We start from the raw sequence: 21,167 nt of genomic DNA, 5'->3' as shown, positions 1-21,167 counted from the left end.
TTTGTTTGCTGGCGAACGGCCTATCGGGCCATGAAATAGCGCGTCTCGCCACCCATCTCGCCGCTGCGCGCTCCGCCGGTTTCGGCGAGAAGCCGCAGCACTTCGTCGACACGGTCCTTGCGTTTGGACGTGTTGCGCCCGTCGAATGTTGCCGAGACTTCGGCGGGTGAGGCGGGCGCGGCGGCCTTCGCCAGCACGTCCTTGACGATGCGGATCTGCTCGAATGGCTCCTTCGGCCATTTCGGCTTGTCGGCTACGGCAGCCGTGATGGCGATATCGGCCTCGATCTGCTCCTCGCCGGAAGGTTTGGCGACCTTGTGGCCGAGTTTTTCGATCTGGTAGTCGGGCCTCAGCCAGCGCACCAGCCCGCGCCGTTCCTCCGCCTGGCGTTCGAGGTTGAGCGCGACCAGCCGCGTCAGCAATTCCTCTTCCGCCGCTTCCTGGTCTTCGCTCTTGTGCGGCGAGGGCATCGTCGCGCCCGGTCTGCCAACCAGCCGCTCGCCGAGATCGGTCCAGCCATAGGCCTCGAACACCGCACGGTCGATTTCGTCGTGGATTTCCTTCAAGACCGCGATCAGCCCGGCATCGTAGATGTCCTTCTCGGCATCGGTCAGCGGCGTGGCACCACTCTCCCCCCTCGCGGGGGAGATGTCGCCGCTTGCGGCGACAGAGGGGGGGCTTTCGCCCCCGGCCCATTCCAGCTCTCGCACCCGCTCAAGAACGTTGTACATCGCCGTCATGGTCAGGAAGTCGTGCTTTGCCAGCCGCTCCTTGCGGAAAGCGTCGAACCGTCCGCCGAGGTCGGCGAGCTTCTGCTTCAATGCCGGATCGCTGTCGTCGGTGACGCAGGCGGGGAGGGGGAAGGGATTGTAACAGTCAGTGTGATTATAGGTTGGGTCGTTTCCTACGCCCAGCCAGCCACCTGTACTTTCCGCAAACCAACAATGTAATCGGGATGACATTACCGCAAGCGCTTCTGAGGAACACAAAGCTACTCCGACGACTTTGCTCTCGATGATTTCGCTGGAAGGTAATGTTTGGAAAATTCGGTGTTTCGAGGTTCTCGTCGTTACAATGAAATGATCCAATCCCGAAATAGCGTCACGCCATTCCTTTCTTGGTTCACCCCAAATCCACCAATTGTCTCGATAGTAATCTCGCCGATTTTCATCTCTTTCAGGCTTAACATTCACAAGAACATGTTGAAAAATATCGGGAAATCGATTTTGAGCCTCGTCGGCCGTAAAACCATAAAGGTCGATGACGGAGGCACCTCTCCGTTTTTGCGCGAGGTCTCTACCATTTACAAACGGGTGAATGACTGTCGCGTCTTGAAATCTCGCCTTGGTAGCTGTGTCCACGATAAAGCCACCACCGTGCAGTTTCACACCCATGTGGGCCAATCCGGCATTAGATGTAAGGTCGCCCAGTTTTGCTAAGTCCGCCCCAATCGTCAGTTTGGCCGTGATCTTTCCCTCACGCTTCTCCAGATCGACGCGCGGCGTGTCCGTATTCAGCCCGTCCTCGCGTACCGTTTCGGCAAGCACGCCCTCGTGTTCTCCCTTTTCCGCTGCCGTCATGGCGATGCGCACCGCCGCCTTGTCAGTGGCCTTCATCCACGGATGGTCCGGCACGGCGAAGACGAGGGAAACCGGCTCCTTGGCCGACAGGTGCTTCTCGATGATGCGGCGGGAGAAGGTCTGGGTGATCGAATTGGTGGTGATGAAGCCGAAGCGGCGCAACGGGTTTGGCGCTGATCGTTCTCCACCAACCGTATGTTCGTTTAATGCGCTTCCGCCGAGCGTTCCGGATCCGGGAATTGGGATGCTTCTTCTAGTTAGTCTTCGCGCGGCCTCGTCCCAGAAATGCATCACGAAATCCGCGCCGCCTGGCATGTGGGGTCGAACTCTCCAACAGGCTTCGGCATAGCCGTCGTCCAGTTCGGCGCGCATGTCCTTGCCGCCGATAAACGGCGGGTTGCCGACAATGAACTCCGCCTCCGGCCAGTCGGCGGGTTTCGGATTGGTGTAATCGTAAAGTTCCACTGTCGCATCCGGGTCTGGGATTTCCTCGCCGGTGACTGGATGCAACTTCTTCGTTACGCCATCCCAGCGAGACAACGGCCTGCCCTCACCGTCGCGGCGCAGCTCTTTGCTGTCATAGGCCAGGATCGCATCCTGTTCGCGGATCGTCCCGTAGGCATGCAGGATTGGTTCGGAAATCGCGCCAAGCCCGCTGGTCTTCAACTGCCATTTGATGAAGCCGATCCATAATACCAGATCGGCAATTGGAACGGCGCGCGGATTGATTTCCAGCCCATAGAACTGGCTCGGATTGACGGTCTCGCCCTGGAAGCTGAGGCCCACATCGCCCTCGATGTTTTCCAGCGCCTCCAGCGTTTCGCCTTCCAGCTTCTTCAGAAGCTCCAGCGAGACATAGAGGAAGTTGCCGGTGCCGCAGGCAGGATCCAGCACGCGTATCGTGCACAGCCGATGGTGGAACTCATCGATCAGTCGCCGTGCATCCTTGAACTTTCCGGCCGCAAGCTTTTCCTGCACCGCCGATTGCACTGTTTCCCATTCTTCCCGCATCGGCTCGATGATCGTCGGCACCACGAGGCGTTCGACATAGGCGCGTGGCGTATAATGCGCGCCGAGCTTGGAGCGTTCGCGCGGATCGAGCGCGCGTTCCAGGAGCGTGCCGAAAATCGCCGGTTCGACGTCCGACCAGTCGCGCGACGCGGCCACCCGCAATTCATGGATGCCTTCGGCGTCAAGCGGCAGCGCCTTCCGGGATTTGAAAAGCGCGCCGTTGAAACGTTTCAGCAATGTCATCATGTGCGGCTCGTAGCCACCTTCGTCCATCACCTTCCAGAGGTTCTCGAGCGCCGGCACGAAGGCGGAGGGGTTGTCCTTCAGCCCTTCCAGCAATTCCTCGAACGAGTGCTTTGGCAGCAGTTCCACGTCCTCGGCGAACATGGTGAAAAGGCAGCGCATCAGGAATTCGGCGACATCCTTCGGATCGTGCTTGCCCTCCAACCGCTTTGCGATCCGCGCCAGCCGTTCGGCGATGTCACGGGTGACTTCCGCCGATCTTTTTGCCGGGTCGAGCGAATGCGGATCGGTCCAGATCGCCCGCAGTCGCGTCTGGATCTCGTCGCATCGCAGATCGTCCATCGCGATCCGGAAGCTGCGTCGATCCGGAAAATGGGCGTAGTTTTTCCCCTGGCCCGAGAAATCCGCGTAGACTTCTATGACATTGCCGACATCGCAAACCAGCAGGAACGGCGGATAGCCGTGCTCAACCGGCAGCGCGCGGGCATATTGCTCCGCCTGTTTGCGCGCCGACAGCATGACCTTGTCCCACTGCTTCGTCCCCTGCGTGGCATGTCCGGCCTTTCGCTGCCGGGCATCCTCCGGCAACAATTCCATCTGGTCCGGGCTTAGCCGCTTGGCGCCGCGTTTCACCGACTGTTTGGCCTCAAGCACGAAGCAATCGCGCTTGTAACAGTCGATCCGGCCTGTCGAAGTCGTGCCATCCGGATGCTTGAAGGTAACCGTGCGCTCCAGCACGTAGTCATTGAACGGGTTGTCTTCGCTGGCGAAATCGGGGGCGGGCAGGTCAAGCGCGTTGCACAACCGCTCGATGAAAATCCCGTAATTGGCAAGCTCGGAACCGCCCGACGCTTTCGCCTCGGAAATCAGCTTGTCGAGTTTCTCGGTATCGATTGTGGGCTGCTCGGACATGGAACCAGTTTACCTTGGGTGTAATCTCTACCGTCAAAGCGGAAATTGGTAAAATTCTTGTCCACCGCCCTAAAACCTCCCTTACCATCATCGGTGCCCTTTCGCGGAAGCCCGGCGTGCACACCGGCTCACGGGGAAAGGGACGGTGCCTGCTGGGCGATGCAGAGGTGTATCGCTGGGTGATGAACCCCCACGGCAGGGCGGCATGAAGCGGCGCGCGCAGTCTTGTTTTCCCGGACAAAGTTCCGGGCCGCCGACCGAAGCTGCAAGAACGCCGAGCGGGCGGTCCGAGGATCGCTATACTCAAAAGACGTTGCGATGCTTTGACCGCCCGTCTTCCAGTTCTTTGACAACGCTGGTCTCGAAGATGAGGCGCGGCGGGGATGGCGTGTGCCCACTCTCCCCCCATCGAGGGGGAGAGTGAGAACCGCCCGCGAAAAGCCAACGATTTGGCTTTTCGAGGTTCGAACGATTTCAACAGGTTAGCCGAGCGGAACGCGAAGGCTAAACGTCAGAAATCGCAAGAGAGGGGCGACTGACAACCACGTGAGGGGCGGAAAAAAAGCCCCTACTCTCCCGTCACCCAGCCTTCGTCGTCCGTCGCCTCCCAGATCACCTTGTCCTGGTCGAGGAAGTCGATCGAATGCACAACCGTGGCATGCGGCTCGATAAAGCAGACATTGTAGTTCGGCTGCAGCGCGCCGTGGCCCATGCGGTCGGGATTGCCGGAAAAATCCGGCCAGCACACATGGTTGGTCGAGCGCGGCGCGGAAAACGGAATCCCGGCCACCGTCCCGCTCAGCGTGTAGTGGCAATGGCCGAAGAAGATGTGGCGCACCGTGTCGCGATAGCGCGAAAGCAATGCCTGCACCTCGGCCATCTCGCGGATGCCGATCAGGTCGGAATTGGCGACATGCACCCTGACCGGATTGTGATGCATGAAGAGCCAGACCGGCTGGCCGGTGTCGCGCGCCGCCGCCAGCACGCGGTCGAGCCAGGCGCGCCGTTTTGCGCAATAGGCGCCGGCATGTGTGCCCTCCTCCACCGTGTCGGTATAGACGAACAGCCCGGCCGGCGTTTCCTCCGTCCACTGGATGAAGCCGTTTTCGTCGCGCGCGGCCTCCGGAAAGGCGGCGGCGAAATTTTCGCGGTCGTCGTGATTGCCGATCATCAGCCGCGGCGCACGCTCGCCGGCAAGCGGGCTTGCCGCCAGCATCGCCTTCAGCGTGGCATAGCTTTCCGCCTGCCCGTGATGGGTCAGGTCTCCGGTGACGATCACCCGGTCGGCATCGCCATTATGCGCCTCGACATGGGCAAGGCAGCGCCGGAAGCTTGCCACCGGGTCATGGCCGAGGATCGGCCCGCCATTGATATGGATGTCGGAGATATGGACGATTTTCATGGCGCGGACCCGGTTGCGAGAAGTCCGCGCCTATTAGAATTGCCGCTTGTCAGGCCGATGACAGGATGTGGAGCCTCAGGCGGCCTGCTGGGCGACCGATTTGGCGACGGTCTCCACGGCCCATTTCTTGATCTGCTCTTCCAGTTCCACATTGCGCTGGCGCAAGAGGTCCATCTCTTCCTCGACCTTGGCGCGCTCGGCGGCGTGGATCGCGTCGAGCTGCTCCTTCAGCTGCCGGTTTTCTTCGGCCAGCGCCTCGTAATCCTTGCCCATGACCATATCGAGCGAGTTCTGGATCGACGAGAAGCGCGATGCGGCCTTCTGCTGCACATCGTCGATCTTGGCGTTCAGCGCCTCGGTATCGGCTGGAATGTCGGGCGCCTTGGCGCCGCCCAGGAACACATGCGCCAGCCCGCCGGCGAAAAACAGCGCCAGTGGCGCCCAGGCAAAGCCGAACACGATCTCGCGCAGCCCGAAATGGCCGATATCGTAGATGCCGGCGATCAGCACCGACGCCGAGACCAGTGCCAGCGCGCCCATGATCTTGCCGATCAGGCCCATCAGCCCGCCGCCGCTCTTCGACGCCGGAGCGTCCGCCTTCTTGTCCGCCTTTTTCTTGTCGGCCATGTCCGTTTGTCCGCCTTGCGCCAGGGAATCCGTCTTGTGCGCGGCAGGTTAGGGCCGGGCCATTAAGGAAGCGCTAATCATGATCTCGCGATTTCTGCTTTCAGAGCACTTCCAGCACGATCTTGCCGATATGGCTGCCTTCCTCCATGCGCTCATGCGCGCGCCAGGCCTCGGCCAGCGGGTAGATGCGGTCCATCACCGGCGCGATCTGCCGGCGCTCCAGCAACGGCCAGACCTTCTCGGCCAGTTCGGCGGCGACACCGCCCTTGAAGGCGATCGAACGGGGCCTGAGCGTCGAGCCCGTGTGGACCAGGCGCTTGATCATCAACTGCGAGAAATCGGCTTCCGCCTTGCGGCCCTTCAGGAACGCGATCTGCACGATGCGCCCGCCGGTCGCCGCCGCCACATAGTTGCGGCCGATATAGTCGCCGCCGACCATGTCGAGGATCACGTCGACGCCCTTGCCGCCGGTCGCCTGGCGCACCGCGTCGACAAAATCGCTGTCACGGTAATTGATCGCCAGATCCGCCCCGAGCTTCACACAGGCCGCGCATTTCTCGGCGCTGCCGGCGGTCGCAAACACGGTCGCGCCGAACGCCTTGGCAAGCTGGATCGCCGTCGTGCCGATGCCGGAACTGCCGCCATGCACCAACAGGCTTTCGCCGGGTTGCAGCCCGCCGCGCTGGAACACGTTGTGCCACACGGTGAAATAGGTTTCCGGCAAGGCGGCGGCCTCGGTGAATGTGAAGCTCGCCGGCGCCGGCAGCGCGTTGGTTTCATGCACGGCAACGAACTGTGCATAGCCGCCGCCCGCCGTCAGCGCGCACACCATGTCGCCAACCGCAAACCGGCTTGCGCCGGGGCCAAGCGCCTCCACAGTGCCGGAAACTTCCAGCCCCGGCAGGTCGGAAGCGCCGGGCGGCGGTGCGTAATTGCCGGTGCGCTGCAGCACGTCGGGCCGGTTCACGCCGGCGCATTTCACCCGGATCAGGATTTCGTCTTCACCGGGCATCGGCACCGGTCGCTCCGTCATCGCCAGCACCCGCGGCCCGCCCGGCTCGGTGATCTCGATCGCCTTCATCGTGTTCATTGTGCCGGCCCTGCCCGTGTCTTTCCTCTTCGCCCGCCCGATTGTAGGATCGCCGGGCCAGTGCGACAACCGGGAGGAGCCGATGGACGAGGAAGAAGCCAGGAAGAAACCGCCCTACGAACTGGGTCAGGACCTGTCGCTGATGTCGGCCGAGGAATTGCGCGCCACCATCGCCGCATTGCACGAGGAGATCGCCCGGCTGGAAGCCGATCTGATCTCCAAATCGGCCAGCCGCGACGCCGCCGAGGCGTTTTTCAAGAGCTAGGCCGCGAAGAGACGTTTTGCTCCGCGGGCCAAGTTGTCGAGCCGACAGCCGCGAAAAAGACTGCTGTGGACTTGGAAAACCAATTGTTAATCATGTGGACTGCAAGATTTTACCATAGCGTTAACCGTCCGTTAAGCTTTACAGATGTTAACTGCGGTTGTTCGGATTCGTTTCGAACTCATCCAGAGCGACATCGTTGCTTTGTTTGACGCCTCCCTGTTTAACTCCTGAGAGCCGCTTTTGCGGCTCTTTTTTTCTTTCGCGCCGGCCGTGCGCAGACCGGCACAATCCTGCCTGCCGGCGTTAACCTTGCATTAAGCACGTTGTTGCGCTGAACTGTGAACATCAGCATTATGGCGCTGTGTCGAGGCGCCGCGGCACTTAGATAACAATCGGCGGGGCGCACAGAGTAGCAGGGTAGCAGTATGTCGGAGTTGCTGGAGCGGTCCAACACAATCAATTTCATTGAACGCAAGGCATCGTCGGCGGCGTTCAAGAAGCTTTATTCGGAAGGAATGGGACTGGTCGAAGAGACAGCCGCCTACCTTGACGGCGATGGCCGCACGGAGGCCAAAAGGCTCGGCCGCGTCGCCGCGACCTTGTATGCGGCGGAATCCATGCGCCTGACCACGCGCCTGATGCAGATCGCCTCCTGGCTGCTGCTGCAGCGCGCGCTCAATTCCGGCGAAATGAGCCGCGAGCAGATGCTCACCGAAAAGAAGAAGATCCGCTTTGACACGGCGTCGGCGAAGGCCGATGTCGGCGGCTGGGACGAATTGCCCGACGCGTTCAAACTCTTGGTCAATCGCTCGCTGCGCCTGCAATCCTATGTTTTCCGGCTGGATCGCGACCTCTTTGAAACGGACGCCGAGGTCGCCAAGGTCGCCGTGCCGCGCAACAATCCGGTCGGTTCCCAGCTGGAGCTTCTGCGCACCGCATTCGCGCAGGGCTGATCTGCCGCGCACAACCCAGACATGGAAAAGCCCGGGTGATTTGCCCGGGCTTTTTTGATTCTGCGATGAACGGTCGCGCTGCGACCGACCGCCCGGTCAGATGCCGAGGCCGCCGAAACGCTTGTTGAATTTCGAAACGCGTCCGCCGCGGTCGAGCAGGTTCTGCTGGCCGCCGGTCCAGGCCGGATGCGACTTGGAATCGATGTCCAGGTTAAGCGTTTCGCCTTCCGAGCCCCAGGTCGAGCGGGTCATGTACTCGGTGCCATCGGTCATGACGACCTTGATCATGTGATAGTCGGGATGAATGTCAGCCTTCATTGTACAATCCTGCCTTGCGTGCGATGCGGGCAATGTCCGGCGCTACCGCCCGCATTCCCGGTTCCTCAAATCATGAAAGCCGCGAACGCGAGGTCACGGCTTTTCAAAAAGATGGCGAGCCTATACATCACCTGCGACCGAAGCTCAAGACCGGCAGCAGGAGCCATGACAGACAACAATACGGGCCAAATAAACAACATCGCCCGCCGCGATTTGCGCCCGCTTTCGCGCATCTTGCCTTACCTTCTCCGTTACCGGGGGCTTTTGGCCGGAGCCATCGTTTTCCTGTTCCTCGCGGCCGCTGTGACGCTGACGCTTCCGACCGCTGTCCGGCGGATGATCGATCACGGCTTCACCGAAAATGACGGCACGCTGATAAACAGCTACTTCGGAATGCTGATGGTCATCGCTGGCCTGCTCGCTGGCGTCAGCGCCTTGCGGTACTACTTCGTCATCACGCTCGGCGAGCGGGTCGTTTCCGATCTTCGCCGCGATGTGTTCGCGCATGTGATGACATTGTCATCATCCTTTTTCGACACCGCCATGTCCGGCGAGATCGTGTCGCGCCTGACCGCCGACACCACACAGATCAAATCCGCGGTCGGTGCCACCGCATCGCTGGCGCTGCGCAACACCATTCTGGGCATCGGCGCGCTGATCATGATGATCGTCACGAGCCCGTCGCTCTCAGGTATCGTCATCCTGGCGATCCCCTTCATCGTTTTGCCCCTGGTCTGGTTCGGCCGACGGGTAAGAGCCCGCTCGCGCGCTGCCCAGGATACGCTCGCCAACGCTACCGCCTATGCCAGCGAGGCGATCGGCGCGGCGCGCAGCTTCCAGGCATTCACCAACGAAAAACTCGCGACATCGCGCTACGCCCGCAGCATTGAGACCGCGTTCGAAGCTGCCCGCACCTCAATCCGGGCTCGCGCCGGCCTGACCGCCTTTGCGATCTTGATGGTGTTCGGCAGCGTCGTCGCGGTGCTGTGGTTCGGCGCGCAAAACGTCCTGAACGGCACTATGTCGCCCGGCACGCTTGGGCAGTTCCTGCTTTACGCCGTGTTTGCCGCCGGTGCGTTGGGCGCATTGTCGGAAGTCTGGGGCGAACTCCAGCAGGCCGCAGGTGCGACCGAAAGACTGACGGAACTTCTGGCCGAGACACCGGCCGTCACCTCACCGGCACAACCGGTTGAACTGCCCGCCCCCGCGACGGGATCGGTGGCCTTCGACGATGTAACATTTGCCTACCCGACACGCCCGGATGAGAGCGTCGTCTCCGGCCTTGGCTTCACAGTCTCTCCCGGCGAAACGATCGCAGTCGTTGGCCCCTCGGGCGCCGGCAAGAGCACGATTTTCAGCCTGCTGCTTCGTCAGTACGATCCGACCCAGGGACGCATTCTGATCGACGGGGTTGATGCGCGCGATGCCGCGCTCGAGCCGCTGCGCGAACGGTTTGCCATCGTGCCGCAGGACGTGACGATCTTCTCCGGAACGGTAGCCGAAAACATCGGTTTCGCCCGCGTCGATGCATCAAGCGAGGCGATCATCGAGGCGGCGCAAGCCGCGCAGGCACATGATTTCATCGAGGCACTGCCCGACGGCTACCACACCCAGGTCGGCGAACGCGGCATGACGCTGTCCGGCGGCCAGCGGCAACGTATCGCGATCGCCCGCGCCATTCTGCGCGATGCACCGATCCTGCTGCTCGACGAGGCGACATCAGCGCTCGACGCCCAGAGCGAAGAGCTGGTGCAAAAAGCGCTGGAGCAGTTGATGAAGGGCCGAACCACGCTGGTGATCGCCCACCGCCTTGCGACGGTCCTGAAGGCCGACCGGATCCTTGTGATGGAGAATGGCCGCATCGTCGAGGAAGGCACCCACGCCACGCTTTCGGCGCGCCATGACGGCGTCTATTCCCGGCTGGCCAAGCTGCAGTTCGAAGCCGGCGCCCAGGCATTGCTGGGTGCCGCCGAGTAGGCCAGACGCAATCAGCGCTCGGTCAGCTTGAGTTCGATGCGGCGGTTGCGCGACCGCGCCTCATCGGAATCGGTATCGTCGAGCGGCTGAAACTCGCCGAAGCCCGCCGCTACCAGTCGGCGCGGCGGCACACCTTCGCCGATCAGGAACTTGACCACCGATGTCGCGCGCGCCGACGACAGCTCCCAGTTGTCGGCAAATCGCCGCCCCCCTGAAACCGGAATGTTGTCGGTGTGCCCGTCAACGCGCAGCACCCAGTTGATTTCATCGGGAATCTCGCGTTGCAAATCGATGATCGCGCTAGCCAGCTTGGCCATCTCCTGCGCACCGGCCACGTTGAGATCGGCCGAACCCGAACCGAAAAGAACCTCCGATTGGAAAACGAAACGGTCGCCGACGATGCGGATATTGTCGCGGTCCGAGAGGATTTCCCGCAACCGCCCGAAAAAGTCCGAGCGATAACGGTTGAGTTCCTGCACGCGCTGCGCGAGCGCAACGTTAAGCCGTTTGCCGAGATCGGCGATCTTGGCGTTGGATTCCCGGTCGCGTTGCTCGGAAACCTCGAGCGCGTCCTCCAGCGCGGCAATCTGCCGGCGAAGGGCAAGGATCTGCTGGTTAAGCAATTCCACCTGGTTGAGCGCCCGTTGGCTGATCTGGCGCTCCTCGTCAAGCGTCTCGGAGAGCGCGCCGATGCGATCTTCGGCCGCCTCGCTGATGCCCGCGCCAGCCGCCAACATGTTCTCCAGCCGCGAGCGCTCGTCCTCTAGGCCCGACAGCGACGCCTGCAGGCTGAGGATCTGGTCTTCCGCGTCCTGCCGATTGGACTGCTCCAGCGCCAACAACTGGGTCAGTTCGTTGATCTGGGAATTGAGCCGGTTGAGGACCTCGTCCTTGCCGGTGATTTCCTCGCTCAGGAAGAACTGCGCCAGCACGAAGACCGACAGCAGAAACATGATCGCCAGGAGCAGAGTGGACAGGGCATCCACGAATCCGGGCCAGTAGTCGACACGCGCGTCCCGACGCCTGTTTCGCGCAAGTGCCACGGCTACTTCCTGCCGCCCTTCTCAATCGCCTTGGTCAGCTTGTCGAGCGTCTCGCGCACGGCCTTCTGCTCTTGCGCCTGGGTTTCGACCCAGTCGCGCATCAGCTGCTGCTCGCTGCGCATGTTGCGCACCAGCCCCTGAATGCCTTCCGCGAGATTCGCCATTGCGGCCGTGGTGCGCTGGGTGCCGCCGCTGCCGCTTTGCAGGGTCTTCAGCGTTTCGGCCACCGTTTTCATGTCCTGACCGCTGGCGGCGCCGGCCGCCACGCCAGAGCTGAGGCCGGCATTCGGATCGGTGACGGAGGAAAGCCAGTTTTCGAGTTCTGTGTAAAAGCGGTTCTGCGCCCGGCCGGCCTGAAGATCGAGAAATCCGAGCACCAGCGAACCGGAGAGGCCGAAAAGCGAAGACGAAAACGCCGTGCCCATACCCTCAAGCGGCGTGCTCAGGCCGGAAATCAGCGCGCTGAGGATATCGTTGGCTTCTCCCGAACCCGGATCAAGCGAACGGATCGTCGCGCCGATCGATCCGATCGTCTGCAACAAACCCCAGAACGTGCCGAGCAGGCCGAGAAACACGAGCAAGCCTATCAGATAGCGCGAGGTGTCGCGCGTTTCGTCCAGACGCGTGGCGATCGAGTCGAGGATCGAGCGGGTGGCCAGTGTCGAAAGCGTTTCGGCCTGCTGGCGGCTCAGAAGCGCCCGCATCGGCGCCAGCAGAACCGGCTCGCGCCGCGCCGCGCGCAGCGTATCGCCGGACCGGAAGGAGTTCACCCAGCTGACCTCACGGAACAGGCTGATGACCTGCATGAAGACCAGGATCACGCCGACCCCCAGAACACCAAGGATCAGCCCGTTCAGTCCGGGGTTCGTGACGAACGCGTCGGAAACCTGCCGAATGAGGATGGCAGCGAGGAAACCGACGATCACCAGAAAGATGATCATCGACAAAAGAAATACTTGCGGATTTGAGAGCTTGTAGGGATCGAACCGCCCTTGAGGCTGCAAGCCTGCGGCCGATTCTTCCTTATCCGTGAATGCCATGCGAATCATTCCCCGCCGGTTGGGCGCCAGCACCGTCGCGAGATTAACCACAAGTATGGCAGAAATAAATGAAAGCCTTGGCAGTTCCCGATAAAAGCTCTCGGCGACCCTAAATCGGCTTGCTCAGCGATGACAGCAGCGCCTTGTGAATGTGCTCGTTGCCCGCCACAAGCTCCCGACGCTCGTAGATGTCTGGCCCGCCAATGCCGTCGCTGACAAAGCCGCCGGCTTCTCGAATCATCAGGATACCGGCAGCCACATCCCAGGCCGACAGCGTCTCCTCCCAGAATCCGTCGAGCCGCCCCGACGCCACATAAGCGAGATCCAGCGCCGCGGCACCCATGCGGCGCACACCGACAACCTCGCCCATCACGTTGCGCAATTGCACGAGGAATCGTCCGTGGTCGCCACGACCAAGATGCGGCACGCCACATCCGATCACAGCTTCGGAAAGCTCCCGTCGGCCAGAGACGCGCAGCCGCCGGTCGTTGAGAAACGCACCGCCCCCCCGTTCGGCGGTGTAAAGCTCGTCCGTTGCCGGGTTGTAGATCACACCGGCAACCAATTGCCCTTGCCGTTCCAGTGCCAAAGAGATCGCGAATTGCGGAATACCATGCAGGAAATTGGTCGTTCCATCCAGCGGATCGATGATCCAGCGATGCTGCGGGTCCTCGCCGGCGATCTCTCCGCTTTCCTCCATCAGGAAACCGTATTTCGGCCGCGCCCGCTCGAGTTCCGTGCGCAGTATCTGCTCGGCACGCAGATCGGCCTGGCTGACAAAATCGCCCGGCCCTTTCACGGACACCTGGAGGTTTTGTACCTCGCCGAAATCCCGCGCCAGTCCGCGACCGGCCTTCATGACCGCCTGAACCATGACATTCATCAGTGCGGAGCGCGCCATTGTCTGGATATCCTGATTGTTGCTGAGGGTGAGTTGCCGGGCCTGCTCAGTCGGCGCGGCGGATATAAGAGATGTCGTTGGTATCGACCAGGATCTTTTCGCCAGCCTCGATGAACGGCGGCACCATGACCCGCACACCGTTTTCCAGCACTGCCGGCTTGTATGACGAGGCCGCAGTCTGGCCCTTGACCACCGGATCGGCCTCGGAAATCTCGAGAACCACCTGATCGGGCAGCGAGACGCCGATCGGGCGTTCCTCGTGCAATTCCACGGTCACGGTCATGCCGTCCTGCAGGAAGGCCGCGCGATCGCCGACAAAATCCTTCTGCAGTTCGAGCTGGTCGTAGGTCTCCGAATCCATGAAAACCAGCGAGTCGTCCTGCTCATAGAGAAACTGGAAGTCCTTCTGCTCGAGCCGGACCTTCTCAACGGTCTCGCTGGAGCGGAAGCGTTCGTTGAGTTTCGTGCCGTCGATCAGGTTTTTGAGTTCGACCTGGTTGAAGGCTCCGCCTTTGCCCGGCTTGACCGCATTGCATTTGACCGCGACCCACAATCCGCCATTGTGCTCGATCACATTGCCCGGCTTGATTTCATTTCCGTTGATTTTCATGTCTTGCCACCAAATCCACTGCGCATGGCTGCGCCGATCAATCGGCGGTTCAAGATCACACTTGCAGCGATCTTTCAACCACCGCGCAGAAAAGCGGCTGGTATCGGTGCTAGCGTAGCTTGTTGGCCCGGTCTATCGCGGCCCGGTGCTGCTCGACGGTCAGACCTTCCCAGAAATCGTCAAGCGCCTTGTCGCGGAAACCCGCGCGGCGCGCGATCACGAACCACGCGGCAGCTTCCGCTTCGTCCGGCTCGATCCCGAGCCCGCCCCAATAGAGGCGCGCAGCCGAAGCCTGTGCCGCGACATTGCCGGCTCTCGCCGCGCGGATCGTCCAGGCAAATGCCCGTCGCAGGTTCCGTTTGCCGCCAATACCATTCAGATACCATTCGCCCAGTTCCAATTGGGCGATATCGAAGTTCTGGCGCGCTGCCAGCGTGAGCCATTTGCGCGCTTCCTCGTAGTCGCTCTCGATACCGGCGGTACCGTTCGTCAGATACTGGCTGACGGCATACTGCGCTTCAGGAATGCCCTTTTGGGCAGCCCGCATGAAATACGGATAGGCCTTGCGATAGCTGGCGCTGGTTGGGCGGTCGGTGACCAGCATCTGCGCGTAGTTGAACTCGGCATGAGCGTTGCCGGCGTCGGCGGCGGTCCGCATCATGTTGCGCGCTTTCAGCAGTTCAGTATCGCTGGCATTCTGCTTGTTGCTGAGTATGAGGGCATATTGCAACAGCGCCTCGGGCACGCCCTGCTCGGCTGCCTTCATGTACCAGTCGGCGGCAACCTGTGAGTTTCGCGCCACGCCAAGGCCGCGCGAATAAATCTCGGCAAGCAATGTCTGCGCTGCAGGATCACCGGCCTCGGCGCGCGGCAAAGCCAAATTGCGGGCCGTAAGATAAAGACCACGCTGAAACGCGCCGAACGCCTCGTCCGGCGGCCGCTCGCCGAAACGCGACGGCGCGACCAGCCCGGCATCAAGATCACCGCCAGTCCGTCCGGAGGCATCTTGCGCCGGCGTATCGCTCCGTGCCGCCGTGGCCATCGAAATCGCAAGACCCAGCACCACAATTGCCCGTATCGGTTCGCGGATCATGCTCCGTCCGTTCAAGCACCCTCTCCCAATAGATGTTGCTCCAGGACGCCGTTGGCCTGCACAACAGCTGCGTGCGGATCGACACCGGGCCCGAATACCGCCCTTGAAAGCGCGACGAACTCCGCGCCCGTGGCCGCTGCCTGATCGAGGCTATCGAGCGCACCGCCACCCATCAGGATGCAGGGAATCTCGACCATACCCGCCCACCAGTCCGCCAACGCCACATTCTTGCGATGCGGATCGGGGAACGTGTCCTGGCCGAACCGGCCAAAAAACACATAATCGGGCTGTAACTCACCGATCTCCAACGCTCGATGCCGTGTCTCCGCTCCTCCAGCGCCAACAATCGCGTTGCTGGCGAATTTCTCGATCGCCGCACCTATATCCGCAACGCCGCCATCGGCATGCAAACCATCGGCACGCGAACGGCCGAATGCGCGCGTATCGTTGACCGCAATCGCGGCAGCATCGTGATTCTGCGCGATAGTCACATTGATTTCCAGGTGCCGCTGATAGGCGGCTTCATCGAGGCCGTAAGCCGGCAGGATCACGGAAGCCACGTCTCCGGCACGGAGTGCCGTTTCGAGCACCCCGGCGAAATCGTTTCCATACTGCCCCTCCGGCGCCACAAGCACGAGGCGGCAGCGTTCGGTGTTTTGTTGCGTCATTGCCGCTTACTATGGTTCGTTCCCACTGCCATCAACCGCTAATACGACCGATTCATGGCGTCGTAGCGAAAACCTGGCGACATGCCGGCCCCTCCATGGCGTCCCGCCGCCCCTGTCCGGCCGCACTTTCGCGCCCGGAAACGATCGTCTAGAACCACCGCGTCACGCGATCCCGGTATCCCATGCACCTGATTTCCGACCCGGCCTTCTATGCGGTAGCGATACCGGCGGTTCTTTTTGTCGGACTGTCGAAGGGCGGGTTCGGCGGCGCGATGGCGCTGCTCGGCGTCCCGATGATGGCTCTGGTGATATCGCCCGTCCAGGCGGCTGCGATCATGCTGCCGATCCTCATCATCATGGACATCGCCAGCCTCTGGATATGGCGCGGACGGTTCGACCCCCGCACGCTGTCGATCATGATTCCCGCGGGAATACTCGGTATTGCCATTGGTTGGGCGACCGCCGCCTGGATCGCCGATCCAGTCGTTCGCCTGATCGTCGGCACAATCGCGATTGCCTTTGCCTTGGATTATCTGCGCAAGCGCCTCGGCGCGGCGACGGGTGCTCCGGCCTCCCACAACCGGCTGAAGGGCACATTCTGGGGCACTATTGCCGGCTTCACCAGCTTCGTCTCGCATGCCGGCGGCCCGCCCTACCAGTTCTACACGCTGCCCCTGAACCAGGACCCGCGCACCTACACCGGCACGTCCGTCATCTTCTTTGCCGTGATGAACGCGATCAAGCTGATTCCGTTTTTTGCGCTCGGCCAGTTCGACTCAACCAACTTGACCACGTCTTTCGCGCTGATGCCGATCGCGCCGTTCGCCACGGTCGCCGGCGCATGGCTCGTCCACAGGATGAATCAGGCAATATTTTACCCGTTCATGTACGCCATGGTTTTTATTGTTGGACTCAAGCTTGTATTCGACGGGATTATTTACTTGGGTACTTGACGCTGCGTAATTCAGCATCTTACGTGATGAAATGATGACTGCTGATCCGTTTCAAGCAATATCCGACCCGCACCGCCGGACGATGCTGGAGGAATTGCGTCGTGCGCCGACGACTGTCGGCGAACTTGCAACCAAATTGCCGGTGTCACGCCCGGCGGTGTCGCAGCATATGAAAATCCTGCTGGACGCCGGGCTGGTTACGGTGGAATCAAGCGGCACGCGCCGCATCTACAGTTTGAGCGAACAGGCGTTCCTGCCGCTCAATATCTGGTTGGACCAGTTTTGGGAAACCAGCTGAGAGTTCGGAAAACTACCGCCTAATGTCTCGTTTCTGACCTGATCCGTTCGATCTCGTCCTTGAGACGCAGCTTTTCTCGTTTTAGTTGTGAAAGCTCTGCCTGATCTGGAGCCGGCCGAGAGAGCATCTGTGCAATCTGCGACTCAAGAAAACCATGCTTGCGCACGAGGGATTCAAGGTGAGCTTCAATTGACATGTGCAGGCTCCTTTCGCTTTGCCCGGAGAATGTCGCCGGACACAGCATGCTGGCACGATTCATCTGCGCTGTCGAACACGACCCTGTGGATATGGATGAAGAAATGTTGCAAACATGCGTTGAACACAGACCATGATTTGGCGGCGGGAAAAGGGTTCCCTAGCGTCACGGGGACAGGGCATGTCTGAACAGGAACAGGCGGATTTGCGGCTGGCCTTCGCAAAGCTGAAGCAGGAACACGCGGACTATGATGCGGCGATCACCGCGATGGTCAAAACGGGATGTAACCGCCTGCAGATCCAGCGGATGAAAAAGAAGAAACTGGCGATCAAGGACAAGTTGCAATCGCTTGAGGATCAGATAGTTCCCGACATCATCGCCTAACCCGAGACAGACGGTCGAATGCCAACGCCCCCCAAAGTCGCCATCATCATGGGCAGCCAGTCCGACTGGCCCACCATGCGTCACGCCGCCGAGGTGCTGGACGAACTGAATGTCGCCTACGAGGCGCACATCGTCTCCGCCCACCGCACGCCCGACCGCATGTATGATTTCGCAAAGATGGCGCGCGAGAAAGGCTTCCAGGTCATCATCGCCGGAGCCGGCGGCGCCGCCCACTTGCCCGGCATGACAGCGGCATTGACGCCGCTTCCCGTGCTCGGCGTCCCGGTGCAATCGAAAGCGCTTTCGGGTCAGGATTCGCTGCTGTCCATCGTCCAGATGCCCGCCGGCATTCCGGTTGGCACATTGGCCATCGGCACGGCGGGCGCCACCAATGCGGGCCTGATGGCCGCCGCCATCGTCGCCCTTCAGGACCAAGACCTCGCCGGACGGCTGGATGACTGGCGCGCCGCGCGTACGGCGGCTGTCGGCGACAGGCCGGTCGATCAGCAATGACCTCGCTTCCCCGGGGCGCGACCATCGGCATCATCGGCGGCGGTCAGCTTGGCCGCATGCTGGCAATGGCGGCAGCCCGACTGGGCTTTCGCACTCTCGTACTGGAGCCCTCCGCCGACTGCCCCGCCGCGCAGGTCTGCAACATCCACATCGAAGCCGCCTATGATGATCGCGCCGCTCTCACCCAGCTCGCGAATGAATGCGACGTGATGACCTACGAATTTGAGAATGTGGATCTGGAGGCGGCGCGCTGGCTGGAGGGACGCGTCACACTGCGCCCTGGCTCGCTGGCGCTTGAAACCGCGCAGGACCGGCTTGTCGAAAAGCGCTTTCTCATTGACTGCGGCATCGCCACCGCCGGGTTTCGCGACATTGCCGACGAAGAAACGCTCGCCGCAGCGCTTGAAGACTTCGGCGGCAAGGGCATCCTGAAAAAGCGCCGGTTCGGCTACGACGGCAAGGGTCAGGTGCGCTTCGGCGGCGCCGAGAACCCGACTCCGCGAGAGGCCATGCAAGAAATCGCCGGCGCTCCGGCGATTCTGGAGGAATTCGCCCCCTTTGCAGCCGAGATATCGGTTCTCGCGGCGCGCGCGCCAACAGGCGAGATCGTTTGCTACGACCCGCCCCGCAATATCCACGAGGCGGGCATTCTCGCCACCTCGACAGTCCCCGCCGGCGTGGCAAAGGCCGTCGAGACTGCAGCGAAAGACAGCGCCCGCAAGCTGGCCGAAGCGCTAAATTACGTTGGCGTTCTGGGCCTCGAGTTTTTCGTCATGGCCGACGGAACTCTGCTCGCCAACGAGTTCGCACCGCGTGTCCACAATTCGGGACACTGGACAGAAGCCGCATGTGCGGTTTCGCAGTTCGAACAACACATCCGGGCGATTGCAGGCTGGCCGCTAGGTGACGGTCGCCGCCACAGCAACTGCACCATGCACAACCTCATCGGCACCGACATCGAGAACACCCGGAATCTGGCCGGAACGCAGGATTTGCGCCTCGATGACTACGGCAAGGGCGAAACAAGGCCGGGCCGCAAGATGGGGCATTACACCCGCTTGAGCCCTCGCACAGCTTGACAATTGCATTCACTTGCGGCTATCAGCCCGCTACTGGATTTGCGCGCCTTTGGGCGCGTTTTTGTTTGAGCCCGCTGGCGGGCCGCATAGGCGAGACAATGAAGATCAAGAATTCGCTCAAGGCGCTGAAAACGCGCGACCGCAACAACCGCGTTGTGCGCCGCAAAGGCCGCGTATACGTGATCAACAAGCAGAACCCGCGCTACAAGGCGCGCCAGGGCTGATTGGCGGCAAGACGGACCGAATGGCCGTCGTCACGCATTTTTGCATTTGACGTTTGCATCGCGGTTAATACCTTAACCGCATGCGAATGCATCCGTGTATCTTCAAACTTTTACCTCTTCCGGCGCTGTGCCTGACCGCGCAACTGGCGTCTGCGCAGGGCTTTCAGGATCCAGAAGCCCAAGAGCCGCTTCCCGTTCCGGAGGAAAACCTCGTCGAACCGCCTGTCGTCTCTGACGATGTCCCGCTGACGGCCAGCCCCGAATTGTTGCGGCTCGATGAACTTTTCGCCGAACTGCGCAAGACCCGAAATCCCCGATATGCCAAGACGATCGCCGACGGCATCTGGAAGCAGTGGTTCAAATCCGGCAGCGCCACGGTCGACCTGATGATGAGTTGGGCCAACACTGCTTTTGAGGAAAAGAAATACAATGTTGCGCTCGACTACCTCGATCAGGTGGTTATCCGTGCACCCGACTTCGCCGAAGGCTGGAACCGTCGGGCGACGTTGCATTACTCGATGGACAACTTCGCAAAGTCGATGGCTGACATCCACAAGACACTGGATCTGGAACCGCGCCATTTCGGCGCACTGGCCGGAATGGCGTCGATCCTCGAGCGTACCGGCCGCAAGGAAGCGGCCCTGAAGGCTTGGCAGCGCGCGCTGACAGTCTATCCCGCCATGCAGTCGGCTCAGCAGGCGGTGATCCGCCTCACCGAGGAACTGGCCGCTGAACCCGTGTGATCGTCAACCGTGGGTTTCCTGAACGCCGCGCTCCTGGTCTTGCTCGCGATTCTCGTCTGCCTCGCGGTGGTCACCCGGGTCGGCGCTTGGATGATCGAGAGCCGGTTTCCCCCTTCGGGCGCCTTTGCGACAGTCGGCGAAACCCGCATGCATTATCTTCACGAACCCGCGGGTTCCGATGCCGACATACCGCCCATCGTTTTCCTGCATGGCGCCAGCGGCAACCTTGCCGACCAGGTATTCGCGTTCCGCGACAGACTGGCCGGTCGTGCCGAACTGCTGTTCGTCGACCGTCCGGGCCATGGCTGGTCCGACCCCGGACCTGACCGCAACCGGCATCCTGACGGCCAGGCCGCCACGCTGCGCGCGCTGATGGATTATCTCGGCATCGAGAAGGCGATTATCGTCGGCCATTCCTTTGGTGGCGCCATCACGGTAAACTTTGCGCTCGATCATCCAGACCGTACGCTGGGAACCTTGTTCGTGTCGCCGGTCAGCCACCCCTGGCCGGGCGGCATCGACTGGCACTACAAGGTCACCGCGCTGCCCGGTCTGGGCCATCTGTTTGCTCACACGATCGCGCTACCGGCGGGCCTGTTGCGCATCAGGAGCGCCATTGAGTGCGTCTTCGCGCCCAACCGGCCAACCAATGATTATCTCGCCAACAGCGGCGTCGCGTTGGTGCTCCGCCCGCGAAGCTTCCGGTCGAACGCCATCGACGTCGCAAACCTCTACGACCATGTCGCGCAGACTGCGCCCCGCTATTCGAAGATTGAAACACCGGCGATTGTGATCACCGGCGACAAGGACACGATCGTCCTTCCGAGGATACACTCCGACGGGTTGGCGCGAGATCTCCAAAACGTCGAACTCGTGCGCGTCAAAAACCTCGGCCACAAACCGGACTATGTGGCGACGGACTTGATTGTCGCCGCTATCGAGAAGCTGGCGGGCAAACCGCGCGACCTGGACGCACAAGCGCGCGCGCTGGAACCCGTCATCGCTGACGACCGCTTCGGGCCGGTCGAGCGTTGCCTCGAGTAG

At 61.4% G+C, this 21,167-nt stretch carries 23 protein-coding genes; 11 read left to right on the top strand and 12 right to left on the bottom strand.

What is annotated here, in order from left to right; translation table 11 throughout:
* Positions 1–20: 20 nt before the first annotated feature.
* The 4 genes from ACO06R_RS05920 to ACO06R_RS05905 form a co-directional block, all read right to left on the bottom strand.
* Positions 21–3,746, bottom strand: coding sequence for a class I SAM-dependent DNA methyltransferase (locus tag ACO06R_RS05920; RefSeq protein ID WP_421857311.1), 3,726 nt, complete (start codon positions 3,744–3,746; stop codon positions 21–23).
* 568 nt (positions 3,747–4,314) lie between these two features.
* Entirely contained in the window at positions 4,315–5,148 is an 834-nt protein-coding gene (locus ACO06R_RS05915) for a phosphodiesterase (protein WP_421857309.1), read from the bottom strand.
* A 75-nt stretch (positions 5,149–5,223) separates the two neighbouring features.
* Positions 5,224–5,775 (bottom strand): hypothetical protein, encoded by a 552-nt coding sequence (locus tag ACO06R_RS05910; RefSeq protein WP_421857307.1) that lies wholly within the window; start codon positions 5,773–5,775, stop codon positions 5,224–5,226.
* 100 nt (positions 5,776–5,875) lie between these two features.
* The gene (locus ACO06R_RS05905; RefSeq protein ID WP_421859239.1) at positions 5,876–6,856 is read right to left on the bottom strand and encodes an NAD(P)H-quinone oxidoreductase; all 981 of its coding nucleotides are present in this window, start codon (positions 6,854–6,856) and stop codon (positions 5,876–5,878) included.
* A 91-nt stretch (positions 6,857–6,947) separates the two neighbouring features.
* Between ACO06R_RS05905 and ACO06R_RS05900 the strand changes: the two genes are divergently transcribed.
* Positions 6,948–7,130, top strand: a complete 183-nt coding sequence (locus tag ACO06R_RS05900; protein WP_421857305.1) for a DUF1192 domain-containing protein — start codon at positions 6,948–6,950, stop codon at positions 7,128–7,130.
* Positions 7,131–7,555: 425 nt separating this feature from the next.
* On the top strand, positions 7,556–8,083 hold the full coding sequence (locus ACO06R_RS05895; RefSeq protein ID WP_421857303.1) for a DUF1465 family protein: 528 nt from the start codon (positions 7,556–7,558) through the stop codon (positions 8,081–8,083).
* Between the two features lie 96 nt (positions 8,084–8,179).
* On the opposite strand, the gene rpmE is transcribed toward ACO06R_RS05895, so the two are convergent.
* Positions 8,180–8,401, bottom strand: coding sequence for a 50S ribosomal protein L31 (gene rpmE / locus ACO06R_RS05890; RefSeq protein WP_421857302.1), 222 nt, complete (start codon positions 8,399–8,401; stop codon positions 8,180–8,182).
* A 165-nt stretch (positions 8,402–8,566) separates the two neighbouring features.
* Here rpmE and ACO06R_RS05885 point away from each other — a divergent pair, with 165 nt between their 5' ends.
* A complete protein-coding gene (locus tag ACO06R_RS05885; RefSeq protein ID WP_421857300.1) occupies positions 8,567–10,378 on the top strand; it encodes an ABC transporter transmembrane domain-containing protein in 1,812 nt (603 codons plus the stop codon).
* An 11-nt stretch (positions 10,379–10,389) separates the two neighbouring features.
* Here the strand turns inward: ACO06R_RS05885 and ACO06R_RS05880 are convergent, their stop codons facing one another.
* From ACO06R_RS05880 to ACO06R_RS05855, 6 genes are all read right to left on the bottom strand, one after another.
* Positions 10,390–11,421, bottom strand: a complete 1,032-nt coding sequence (locus ACO06R_RS05880; RefSeq protein ID WP_421857298.1) for a peptidoglycan -binding protein — start codon at positions 11,419–11,421, stop codon at positions 10,390–10,392.
* Between the two features lie 2 nt (positions 11,422–11,423).
* Entirely contained in the window at positions 11,424–12,461 is a 1,038-nt protein-coding gene (locus tag ACO06R_RS05875) for a flagellar motor protein MotA (protein ID WP_421857296.1), read from the bottom strand.
* A 109-nt stretch (positions 12,462–12,570) separates the two neighbouring features.
* On the bottom strand, positions 12,571–13,362 hold the full coding sequence (locus tag ACO06R_RS05870; protein ID WP_421857294.1) for an inositol monophosphatase family protein: 792 nt from the start codon (positions 13,360–13,362) through the stop codon (positions 12,571–12,573).
* Positions 13,363–13,408: 46 nt separating this feature from the next.
* On the bottom strand, positions 13,409–13,972 hold the full coding sequence (gene efp, locus ACO06R_RS05865; RefSeq protein WP_421857292.1) for an elongation factor P: 564 nt from the start codon (positions 13,970–13,972) through the stop codon (positions 13,409–13,411).
* Between the two features lie 109 nt (positions 13,973–14,081).
* Positions 14,082–15,080, bottom strand: coding sequence for a tetratricopeptide repeat protein (locus ACO06R_RS05860; protein ID WP_421857290.1), 999 nt, complete (start codon positions 15,078–15,080; stop codon positions 14,082–14,084).
* Positions 15,077–15,733 (bottom strand): thiamine phosphate synthase, encoded by a 657-nt coding sequence (locus tag ACO06R_RS05855; RefSeq protein WP_421857288.1) that lies wholly within the window; start codon positions 15,731–15,733, stop codon positions 15,077–15,079. Before ACO06R_RS05855 ends, ACO06R_RS05860 begins: the two co-directional genes overlap by 4 nt.
* Positions 15,734–15,915: 182 nt before the next feature.
* Between ACO06R_RS05855 and ACO06R_RS05850 the strand changes: the two genes are divergently transcribed.
* Together ACO06R_RS05850 and ACO06R_RS05845 are read left to right on the top strand one after the other, a co-directional pair.
* Positions 15,916–16,686, top strand: a complete 771-nt coding sequence (locus tag ACO06R_RS05850) for a sulfite exporter TauE/SafE family protein (RefSeq protein WP_421857286.1) — start codon at positions 15,916–15,918, stop codon at positions 16,684–16,686.
* Positions 16,687–16,717: 31 nt separating this feature from the next.
* Positions 16,718–16,984, top strand: coding sequence for an ArsR/SmtB family transcription factor (locus ACO06R_RS05845; RefSeq protein WP_421857284.1), 267 nt, complete (start codon positions 16,718–16,720; stop codon positions 16,982–16,984).
* Positions 16,985–17,003: 19 nt separating this feature from the next.
* Here the strand turns inward: ACO06R_RS05845 and ACO06R_RS05840 are convergent, their stop codons facing one another.
* A complete protein-coding gene (locus ACO06R_RS05840) occupies positions 17,004–17,180 on the bottom strand; it encodes a YdcH family protein (RefSeq protein WP_421857282.1) in 177 nt (58 codons plus the stop codon).
* Between the two features lie 180 nt (positions 17,181–17,360).
* Between ACO06R_RS05840 and ACO06R_RS05835 the strand changes: the two genes are divergently transcribed.
* From ACO06R_RS05835 to ACO06R_RS05810, 6 genes are all read left to right on the top strand, one after another.
* Positions 17,361–17,564, top strand: a complete 204-nt coding sequence (locus ACO06R_RS05835) for a YdcH family protein (RefSeq protein WP_421857280.1) — start codon at positions 17,361–17,363, stop codon at positions 17,562–17,564.
* An 18-nt stretch (positions 17,565–17,582) separates the two neighbouring features.
* Positions 17,583–18,077: a 5-(carboxyamino)imidazole ribonucleotide mutase gene (gene purE / locus ACO06R_RS05830; protein WP_421857278.1), complete on the top strand. Its 495-nt coding sequence runs from the start codon at positions 17,583–17,585 to the stop codon at positions 18,075–18,077.
* The gene (locus ACO06R_RS05825) at positions 18,074–19,156 is read left to right on the top strand and encodes a 5-(carboxyamino)imidazole ribonucleotide synthase (RefSeq protein WP_421857276.1); all 1,083 of its coding nucleotides are present in this window, start codon (positions 18,074–18,076) and stop codon (positions 19,154–19,156) included. Before purE ends, ACO06R_RS05825 begins: the two co-directional genes overlap by 4 nt.
* 98 nt (positions 19,157–19,254) lie before the next feature.
* Complete coding sequence (gene ykgO, locus ACO06R_RS05820) at positions 19,255–19,380, top strand: type B 50S ribosomal protein L36 (RefSeq protein ID WP_421857274.1); 126 nt, start codon at positions 19,255–19,257, stop codon at positions 19,378–19,380.
* 80 nt (positions 19,381–19,460) lie between these two features.
* Complete coding sequence (locus tag ACO06R_RS05815) at positions 19,461–20,123, top strand: hypothetical protein (protein WP_421857272.1); 663 nt, start codon at positions 19,461–19,463, stop codon at positions 20,121–20,123.
* Positions 20,124–20,132: 9 nt separating this feature from the next.
* On the top strand, positions 20,133–21,167 hold the full coding sequence (locus ACO06R_RS05810; protein WP_421857270.1) for an alpha/beta fold hydrolase: 1,035 nt from the start codon (positions 20,133–20,135) through the stop codon (positions 21,165–21,167).

Origin of the sequence: Oricola sp., assembly GCF_965230365.1 — a bacterium.
In the GTDB taxonomy this organism is placed as follows: Bacteria; Pseudomonadota; Alphaproteobacteria; order Rhizobiales; family Rhizobiaceae; genus Oricola.
The sequence above is the reverse complement of the archived record's forward strand: the minus strand, read 5'-3'. Positions and strand labels throughout refer to the sequence as shown.